Origin of the sequence: Corallococcus sp. AB032C (assembly GCF_003668935.1) — a bacterium.
In the GTDB taxonomy this organism is placed as follows: Bacteria; Myxococcota; Myxococcia; order Myxococcales; family Myxococcaceae; genus Corallococcus; species Corallococcus exiguus.
This window is the reverse complement of record NZ_RAWP01000243.1, coordinates 1-1,659: the sequence shown is the minus strand read 5'-3', so window position 1 is coordinate 1,659 and position 1,659 is coordinate 1. Positions and strand designations below refer to the sequence as shown.

Annotated in this window: 2 protein-coding genes; both read left to right on the top strand. The window is 59.6% G+C overall.

What is annotated here, in order from left to right:
- Positions 1-228: 228 nt before the first annotated feature.
- Entirely contained in the window at positions 229-720 is a 492-nt protein-coding gene (locus D7X99_RS44155; RefSeq protein WP_233614230.1) for a hypothetical protein, read from the top strand.
- Complete coding sequence (locus tag D7X99_RS42585; RefSeq protein ID WP_147476431.1) at positions 713-1,168, top strand: hypothetical protein; 456 nt, start codon at positions 713-715, stop codon at positions 1,166-1,168. Before D7X99_RS44155 ends, D7X99_RS42585 begins: the two co-directional genes overlap by 8 nt.
- Positions 1,169-1,659: the final 491 nt, after the last annotated feature.

Genomic DNA, 1,659 nt, shown 5'->3' with positions numbered 1-1,659 from the left:
TCACCCGCAACCACCGGTGCAAGAAGATGTCGGCGCTCATGGCCGAGGTGGATGCCTACCTGGAAGCTCGCAACGCGCAGCAGACTTCAAGTCCGCTGCTGCGCGTCGCTCCCTCTCGACGCGCAGCATGAAACCATTCGAGAATCACGGTTCGTCGTTTAGAATGGGTGCTCACCATCGCCGGAATACGCAATCAACGAAGAGCAGGTGCTGAGGTTCCTGGAGAGCTTGTTCGAGGAAGACCTGCACGCCAAGAGAGTGCTGTCGCTGGCGCACGCGACGTTGGGGGTGGTGCACGCCGCGTCGCTGTCGGTGCACGCCATTGGCCAGGCGCTGGCGTGGGCGCGAGGCGGAGTGCAGAAGCACGGCATCAAGCAGGTGGACCGGCTGCTGTCCAACGAGGCGGTGGACGTGTGGAAGCTGGCGGCCTCGTGGGTGCCGTACGTGCTGGCCGAGCGCACCGAAGCGCTGGTGGTGCTGTGTGGACCAAGGAGATGCCCAAGGGTCAAACAGCTGTTGTCCGCGTCGATCCGGCCACCGAGCGTACGCCTCCGCGGGGATATGCTGACGAGGTGCCGCACGCACATAAGGAAATTGTTCCAACCGCAGCAAAAAACAATCGCGGAAACTTCGCTCCTGGACGTGCGACGACCCTTGATGATGATGCGCAGAAAACGACAGATCCAGCTAGAACTCACATTCCGATTCGGTAATGATTAAACGCACTGAAGATCAAGACTTCATTCGGTTTGTGGCTTCTGAGTTGGTTGAGGACCCACATAGCTCCGACGTGTTGTCAGCGGCTGCTAAGATTGTTGACGAAGGTGGAGGGGCGGCCCTGTTTGACGCCTTGTTGGCTCAAGTCGGGCTTAACGCGGAAGGTTACGAACTCGTACGTCGTATCATGTTGCTTCTTGAGGCTGCTATGGATGTGGAGCCGAGAGTCGCGGGATATTTGATGGCAAAGCTTTATCCTTTGGCGAGTCAAAAATATGCGCATGATGTATATGATGCGATTGGGCTGTGGATGAGTAATAGTGATTCGATGGCCTTGGCGGATGTCTTGATGGTGTTGAGTGCGGAACCGGTGCGGCCCTTGCTCTGGAAGAGCTACCAAGAATGGGCTGAAGGGATAAGAAGGCGAGCATCGAAAAAGCGCAGTGAGTGAGTGGCGTCCCGCCAACCGTGCACCTGCTGTGGCTTATGGCGACCGAAGACTCGGTCGCTGCGTCATGAGGGTGTCGTGGCTGCGTCAACGCGCGCGTCATTAAGGTCGAGGAATGTGTACTTGGACTTCGCGCGAGCCTCTGCGCGCCCATCGCCGTTGTACTTCGGGTGAGGATGGGGCGGGCTCGTCAGCTTGTGCCGTAGCTGAAGCCTGGGCGTCATGCCTGTCCGCGAGACATAACTTGCCCGCATGAAAAGCCCAGGCCAGCGCATCCCTCGCGCCAACCCGGGCTCCAATCCCATCCAGATGAATCAGCGGCCTACGGCTTCTTCACGTCGTAGGACACCAGCTCCTCCAGGCGTTCGTATCCGTCCGGCGAGCGACGTGACCGAGCCTATTGCAGAGGGACGGGGACCGTGCTCGGCGATGGTCGCGAGCCTGTGCGAGAGCGGGCTGACGGGGCGGACCTGAGCAGGGGGCTCAGGACGAAT

Excerpts from the sequence above, each read along its gene's own strand:
- D7X99_RS42585 (WP_147476431.1), top strand. The coding sequence starts at position 713 with ATGATTAAACGCACTGAAGATCAAGACTTCATTCGGTTTGTGGCTTCT.